This is a genomic window from Arthrobacter sp. 10T413_2 (assembly GCF_056394205.1).
In genome coordinates this window covers 1-6,740 of sequence record NZ_JBFTHK010000208.1, presented here as the reverse complement: position 1 = coordinate 6,740, position 6,740 = coordinate 1, and the positions used below count along the sequence as shown (strand labels likewise).

At 65.0% G+C, this 6,740-nt stretch carries 4 protein-coding genes and 1 pseudogene; 2 read left to right on the top strand and 3 right to left on the bottom strand.

All coding sequences use genetic code 11. From position 1 onward, the window contains the following. On the top strand, positions 1-1,535 hold a 1,535-nt coding region (locus tag AC1DBQ_RS20500; protein WP_476930260.1), incomplete at its 5' end, for a DUF3418 domain-containing protein. A gap of 77 nt (positions 1,536-1,612) precedes the next feature. On the opposite strand, the gene AC1DBQ_RS20495 is transcribed toward AC1DBQ_RS20500, so the two are convergent. After that, entirely contained in the window at positions 1,613-2,041 is a 429-nt protein-coding gene (locus tag AC1DBQ_RS20495) for an HIT family protein (protein WP_476930259.1), read from the bottom strand. Continuing rightward, the gene (locus tag AC1DBQ_RS20490) at positions 2,038-3,213 is read right to left on the bottom strand and encodes an NAD(P)-dependent alcohol dehydrogenase (RefSeq protein WP_476930258.1); all 1,176 of its coding nucleotides are present in this window, start codon (positions 3,211-3,213) and stop codon (positions 2,038-2,040) included. Before AC1DBQ_RS20490 ends, AC1DBQ_RS20495 begins: the two co-directional genes overlap by 4 nt. A 450-nt stretch (positions 3,214-3,663) precedes the next feature. Between AC1DBQ_RS20490 and AC1DBQ_RS20485 the strand changes: the two are divergent. Beyond that, positions 3,664-4,226: pseudogene (locus tag AC1DBQ_RS20485) on the top strand (dihydrofolate reductase family protein). A 997-nt stretch (positions 4,227-5,223) separates the two neighbouring features. Here the strand turns inward: AC1DBQ_RS20485 and AC1DBQ_RS20480 are convergent. After that, positions 5,224-5,964, bottom strand: a complete 741-nt coding sequence (locus AC1DBQ_RS20480; protein WP_476930261.1) for a phosphotransferase — start codon at positions 5,962-5,964, stop codon at positions 5,224-5,226. Between the last annotated feature and the right edge of the window lie 776 nt (positions 5,965-6,740).

The following is a 6,740-nucleotide window of genomic DNA, read 5'->3' as shown; positions in this document are numbered from 1 at the left end:
ATTCGGCCTACCCCAAGACCTTGCTGCACAAGGGTTTTGAGCTGCCGCTGAGCTACGAGTTCCACCCAGTGGCTCCRGGCTCGCCGCCSAATCCTTCCGACGGCGTCACCGCCGWGGTCCCCGTGCTGTTCCTGAACCAGCTCGACGACGCCGCTTTCCGCTGGCTGATCCCCGGACAGCGCGTGGAGCTTGTCACCGCGCTCATCAAGTCGCTGCCCAAGCAGATCCGCAAGAACTTCGTACCCGCGCCGGACGTGGCACGCCAGGCCGTCGCGGCGTTGGAAGCCGACTTCGATCCCGCCGAGGACGAACTCGAACCGTCGCTCGAACTCGTGCTGCGCCGGATCCGCGGCCAGGTCATCCCGCCGGGATCCTGGAACTGGGACGCCGTGCCGGCGCATTTGCGGGTCAGTTTCCGGGTGGTGGATTCCCGCGGCAAGGTACTGGATGAGGGTAAGGACCTCACGGCGCTGCAGGAGCGCCTGGCACCGGCCACCCGCCGGGCGATCGCGGAATCCCTCGGTGCCACCCCGGGCACGACGGCGCCCGCGGCCAGGGGGAAGGGCGCACCTAAGGGGACGGGCACGTCGTCGGGCGCCTCACGGGCTGCCGGGCCGCGATCGGCCGCAGCGGCAGCTGCCGCCTCCGCCGCCCCGGGCGGGTTCCGCGAAGTGTCCGGCCTCAAGGACTGGACTTTCGGAACCGTGCAGCGCCAGGTCCAGGGCAACGTCGGCGGCCACACCGTCACCGGTTACCCGGCCTTGGTGGACGAGGGAACATCCGTGGCACTGCGGCTTTTTCAAACCGCATCCGAACAGCGGGCGACCATGCGGGCCGGCGTCATCCGGCTCCTGGCCCTGAAGGTGCCGCCGCMGRACCGCTACGTCCTGGAACACCTGAACAACACCGAGAAACTGACGTTCAGCCAGAATCCGCACGGCTCCGTGACCGCGTTGATCGCGGACTGTGCCCTGGCCGCCATTGACAAGCTCACCMCGGCCGAGCTGCCGTGGGACGAGGCTTCGTTCAAGGCACTGTACGAGACCGTGCGGGCTGAGCTGATCGACACCGTCTTCACGGTCACCGCCGTCGTCGAACGCATCCTGGCCAGCACGCGCCGGATCGAGAAGCAGCTCACAGGCACCACCAGCCTTGCCCTGATCAGCGCGCTGAACGACGTCAAGAGCCAGCTTGAGCAGCTTGTCTATCCGGGCTTCGTGGCACGCACCGGCTACGCCCAGCTCAGCCAGCTGCCCCGCTACCTGGCGGCGATCGAGAAGCGCCTMGAGAAGCTGCCGGGCAATGTCCAGCGGGATGCCCAGCACATGGCCGCGGTCCAGGCCCTCGAGGACGACTACGACGACGCCGTCTCCGCGCTGCTGCCCGGACGGCGGGCCGGCGCGGAGTTAACCCACGTGCGCTGGATGATCGAAGAATTCAGGGTGAGCCTCTTCGCCGTCGAKCTCGGGACCGCCTACTCGGTGTCCGAAAAGCGCATCCGGGCGGCGCTTAACAAAGTACTGGCACCGGCGTAGACCCCCGTKGGGAGTGCTGCGCCGGCGCCAGTCCGGAATGCATCAAGTGCGCCGGGGTGTGCCTGGRGTGCCTGGATCTAGGCGTTCGGGACGTGCTCCGAATGCCCGGCTTTGCGGAGGCCTTCGCGGAGCTTCTCCGCGTTGGCGTCCAGCTTTGCCGGATCCGGGTGCTGGTCCACCGAGCCGAAATCAAAGTCCGCCATGGAGTTCGAGGGCCACACGTGGACATGCATGTGGTTGATTTCGTAACCCGCGACGATCAGACCGGCCCGGGCGGCGTCGAAGACGTCCACCTGCACGGCGCCGATTTTACGGGCGACCTCCATGACCCGGCCAAGGACCTCGGGTGAGGCGTCCGTCCAGCGGTCCACTTCCTCGACCGGCACCACGAGGGTGTGGCCGTCGGCCAGCGGGCCCACGGTCAGGAACGCCACGACGTCGTCCTCGCGCCAGACGAAGCGGCCCGGGATCTCGCCGTTGATGATTTTCGTGAAGAGAGTGCTCATACGTCCGCCTTTTCCGMCGGGGACCCCAGGGTGCTGACGTCCAGGACAAAACGGTACTTCACATCTCCAGCCACCATGCGGTCGTAGGCTTGATTGAGCTGGTCCGCCCCGACCACCTCGACGTCGGACACCACACCGTGCTCGGCGCAGAAGTCCAGCATCTCCTGGGTCTCGGCGATGCCGCCGATCATMGACCCCGCGTACGCGACCCGGCGCCGGATCAGGGCGCCGGGATTGACTGGCGGCATTGCTTCCGAGGGCAGGCCCAGCTGGAACAGCGCGCCGTCTACGCGCAGCGTGCGGAAGTACGGGTTGAGGTCGTGCGGTGCAGCGACGGTGTCGATGATGACATCGATGCTGCGGTCCGCGGACTCCATCGCGGCCGGGTCCGTGGAAAGGATGACGTGGTCGGCGCCCAGTTCGCGGGCCGCCTCGAACTTTTGCTCCGACGTCGTGAACACCGTCACCTCCGCGCCCATGGCCTTGGCGATCTTGACTGCCATGTGTCCGAGGCCGCCGAGCCCGACAACGCCGACGACGTCACCTTCCTCCACCTCGAAGTGGTTCAGCGGGGAATAGGTGGTGATGCCCGCGCAGAGCAAGGGAGCGGCGGCGGCCGGGTCCATGCCCTCCGGAACCCGCAGGACGTAGTTGCGGTCCACGACGATCGACGTCGAGTAGCCGCCCTGGGTGATCGCGCCGCCGTTGCGGGGATCCTTGGATCCGTACGTTCCCGTTATGCCGTTTTCGCAGTACTGCTCGAGGCCGTCCAGGCAGCTGTCGCATTCGCGGCAGGAATCGACCATGCAGCCCACGCCCACGCGCTCACCGACCGTGAAATCGTCGACGGCGGAACCGACCCGGGTGACCCGGCCGACAATCTCGTGGCCCGGAATCAGCGGATACGTGTCGCCGCCCCATTCGCCGCGCGTGGCGTGCACGTCCGAGTGGCACAGTCCGCAAAATTCGATGGCGATCTCAATGTCGTCCGCCTTCGGCTCCCGGCGGGACACCGTCAAGGGAACGAGTCCGCTGTCCGGCGCGGTGGCGCCATAGGCGGCGACCAGGGTGGCGCCGCCGGCGTGTGCGGCGTTGATCGCGGTGGTATCGGAGGTCTCGGAGTTCGGCAGCGGCTTGGCAAGGGGCGGGGGTACAGGACGTCCAGGTGTCATGTGTCGACGCTACCCCCGGTCCCGGCGACTATTCCACTTTGGAGCGCCAGGCCACACTGCCGCCCGGGACTTGGCCCGGCCCGACGACGCCCAGACACCAATTCACGCCGCTGAAGGAATGCGCACCACGGAGCGCGGTGCCACCTGTGGAGTCCGGCGCTTCGTCGCGGCMGTTCCGTGATCGCTTGGTGTCGCTCACCCGGGCTTTGATTTCTCTTGCATGGCATGCGTTTCGCGACACATAGGTTTCGGGACACCGAGTCGGATTAGTCGGCCGCCCGCAGGGGGATCCTTCACCGGGCAGCTCAGTTGAAACGCTGACCGAAGGCTATGGCATCCAGATCATGGGCAGTTACGGTGGCTCTATGAGGGACAGGGGGCTGCTGATCATGTGCGGGACGAMAGMGTTCAATGACGCCCTCGACCACTACGAGACGGAAGGCTGGCGCCGTGCGGAAACTGATCTACGGCATGAATCTGACCCTGGACGGCTACATCGCCGCGGCYGGCGAYGACATCGGTTGGGGCGGGCCGAGCGACGAACTGTTCCAGTGGTGGCTCGACCAGGAGCGGGCTAGCGGCCTGTCGCTGTACGGGCGCAAGCTGTGGGAGACCATGAGCTCCTACTGGCCGACCGGCGACCAGCAGCCCAACGCCACCCCGGCGGAGATMGAGTTCGCGCGGAACTGGCGGGGCACTCCGAAGGTGGTGTTCTCCTCGACGATCGACAAGGTCGACTGGAACACCCGCCTGGTCACCGGCGACGCGATCGCCGAGATCACCCGGCTCAAGGCCGGTGACGGCGGTCGATKAGCGTCGGCGGCGCGACGCTCGCCGGGGCGGCCATGCGGGCCGGGCTGATCGACGAATATGCGCTAGCCACCCATCCGGTCCTGGTGGGCGGCGGCACTCCGTTCTTCACCTCGCTGGACAGCTGGGTGAACCTGAACCTGGTGGAGACGCGGAAGTTTCCCGGCGGCGTGGTCCTGACCAGGTACGAGACGAGGCGCTGAGGGCGATTCCTCCGCGCGGTCGGGGAAGTACTCCACCACCAGCGGCCCCACGTCGATGGGCAGCAGATAGTCCGGAATTTGCCTGCATACCCCCGGAGACCTCAGCCTTCAACAGAAACGGTTGCGCCACAATATGGCCCACCGACACAGCGAAGTCCGCGAACAGCAAACGCACCAACTCCAATTCGGACTTGCAGATCACCAGATCCCGCCCCGAAGTGTGGCGCCGATGATGGTCCCTTGAACGACACCGATTTGTGCGACCCACGAGAGAAAACCGGTCTATCCGCACACTAGCTCCGCCACCGCGAGCAGCACCACAAAGTGATCCCTTTCGATGACGTGGTGCCACGCTGAAGCACMAGCAGGCAGCCCTGCCCGTAAGCCGAGMCCTCTACGGGACGGTCCTCGCCGTAGTCCCGAGGAAATAGGGTCAAGGCAGGAGGCTAGGCTCGTCGGCCGCGGTACTACATTGAGATCTGCTGGACCGCTCGGTATGTACCCCAGAGTGTTGGTCAATGCCAGCGTGGCTATGCCATACCCAACGACCAAGGCAGCAATGGCTAGTCCGCGGCCCCGGTCGCCTCTTAGAGGGATCGCCCCACCCGCAGAACGAACGGACTTGCAGCGTTCGTTCGGGAACCGTTGAGCGGGACAGATTCGCTGAACCCAGGGTGTCCCGCCTGAGGATCCCCAAACTGGACTGAAATGCCCCAAAGACTGCCGGTCGTGCAAGAATCGCGGCATGGATKAGGATGAKCGGCAGACGAGGGATGAATTGATGATCCTCGAGGCTCTGGTGCGAGCGATGGATCGGCGTGACGAGGTCTTCCAKGTGATTGAGGATTCAGAGGACGCGGACGAAGCAAGCCGTCGGGTGGGTCAGCTGTTGGGTGTGGGAGCTGGGCAGCCGTGTAGTCCTCGACGTGCAGGTCAGAAGATTTACCCGGGACCAGCGTCAGGCCCTCGCTTCCCGTGCAGCAGAACTTACATCGTTTTACAGGTCCAAGGTCGGATCCGCGAGCAGGCGATCGAGTGTGCTCCGCCCGAGTGCGCTCATTGCGGGATTCGAGTMGGCGTAGTACCAGACGAGCCCTATCGCTTGTTCGTAGGCCCAAGCGGCGCCCCGTCTCCATTCGAGGTCCCCGATCGCGAGATTGGTGCGGAGGGTGTCCCGTCTCCTGGAGTCGAGCATGTGCCACGCGGCAACGAGGTCCAGCGCAGGGTCTGCGGGGCCGAAGCCACCCGTGTCGAGGATGCCCGCGAGGCAGCCGGCGCCGAGGATCACATTTCCGGGAATGAGATCCTTGTGGGACATCACATCGTCACCGTGACGAGGCAGCGACCTAAGCGATGACCAGGCCCGGCGGAGCCGATCCACCGGCAGGAGTCCTTCGCTCTGTTGTAGGCAATGCGCGACCCACCCATCGTGCGCGGCCAGCTCGCCTCCGCGGCCTTCGCCGGAGAATGAGCGACCCCTGGTGTCCGCCTGGCGAAGGCTCGCGATGAGCGCCGCGAGGTCCGCCGCGAAGGATGTCGACGACGCGACCGAGGTCGGGGTCGCAATTTCTCCCTCGATCCAGGTTTGGACAGACCAGGGTAGCGGATACTCGGCGCTTGGCTCACCAATCGCAACAGGCAACGGGGACGGAACGGTGCTCACTGCGGCGAACTCGCGCATTGCAGCGTGTTCCGCAAGAAGGACTGCGCGGACTTCGCCAGCGTCCCCGCTTTGCATCGGGAACCGGGCGGCGCACCCCGTTCCCATCCGGTATAGGTAATTGACCGTTCCGGCACTCTCGACCGCGGTTACTTCCGGTTCGGCGACCGAAGGAAACAGCCCCTGCAACAGCCGCACAGCTTCAGTCCGGCCCAGACTGAGCTGACTCTCATGCATGATCACTCACCAAGCCTACGCACAGGCGTCCTTCGAGAAAGCCGTTATGCAGGCACCTTCTGATTCCCATATGACCCGCCCACAAAACTGCCCKATGACCGTGCCCTAAACGCTACAGGGCGTCTCACCACCTGAACTCGCCCGGGAGGGTTTCGAGACAGGTGGATAGGGCAGCTACTTGTTTTTGTTTCCGAGGTTTCCTGCATGGGATGCCCAATGCTGCCTGAGCTAAGGCGCGCCGGGCTGAGTGGGTTCGCCTTATTCCTAGGGAACCCTTCTACCGGTACATGCGCCAYGCCAAGCTGGAGTAAAGCACTCTCCTGCCGGCGCCGTCGATGCGCCGTTGCCCCCCGTCGTAGCTTACGGAAGGCCCACTATCGGGGTTCAAGCGGGACTAATAGCTCAAGTTAGAGATGGACCTTTTCTGCCCCACGGCCGGACCTCTATTCCTGGCCGAGAACGGACGGGAGCCGGTCCTTCATAGGCTGAAGCTCTTTTGCAAAGCAGACCGACGACGGGATGGAGTGCTCGTAGGGAGGATAATTGGGTATCTGCCTGTATCCAAGTTTTCGATAAAAGGCTTCAGCCTCCGGCTGCTTACCCCCGGTTTGCAGGAT

Excerpts from the sequence above, each read along its gene's own strand:
- AC1DBQ_RS20495 (WP_476930259.1), bottom strand. The coding sequence starts at position 2,041 with ATGAGCACTCTCTTCACGAAAATCATCAACGGCGAGATCCCGGGCCGC.